Raw genomic sequence first — 512 nt, 5'->3', positions numbered from 1 at the left:
ACCGCGCCGTTGCGCGCCAGCACGCGGCCGTCCACCCTCACCCCGGTGGTCACCGTGATCGAGGTCAACGCCAGCACGTTGCCGGCCAACCGGGAATTGGTCCCCAACGTGGCCGAACTACCGACCTGCCAGAAGACGTTGCGCGCCTGAGCACCACCGGTCAACGTCACCGCACTGGCCGAAGCGGTGATGAGCGTGGACGCCGCCTGGAAGACGAACACCGCGTTCGCATCCCCTTGAGCGTCCAAGGTCAGCGTGCCGGTGATACCGAACGTCCCCGCCGCGGAGTTGTACACCCCCGGCCCCACCGTGGTCCCGCCCAGCTCCGTGCCCACCGTGGCCGTGGGCGTACGCGAGGCCGCATCCGTGTAAGCGGCCACCAGATCGGCCTTGGCCTGAACCGCCACCGCATCTGCCGCGTGCGTCACACCGTTCACCACACCCGGCGGAAACCCCGTCACCGCCGTCCCCGGACTCAACCCCAGATCACCCGTGACCACCGTGGCACCGGT

1 protein-coding gene is annotated in these 512 nt (G+C 69.3%); it reads right to left on the bottom strand.

Annotated elements, in window-relative coordinates:
• Positions 1 to 512: ice-binding family protein (locus AC5L38_RS44410; RefSeq protein WP_495248859.1), on the bottom strand; the 512-nt coding region annotated here is incomplete at both ends.

It is taken from the genome of Streptosporangium nanhuense, from assembly GCF_059358815.1.
The sequence above is the reverse complement of the archived record's forward strand: the minus strand, read 5'-3'. Positions and strand labels throughout refer to the sequence as shown.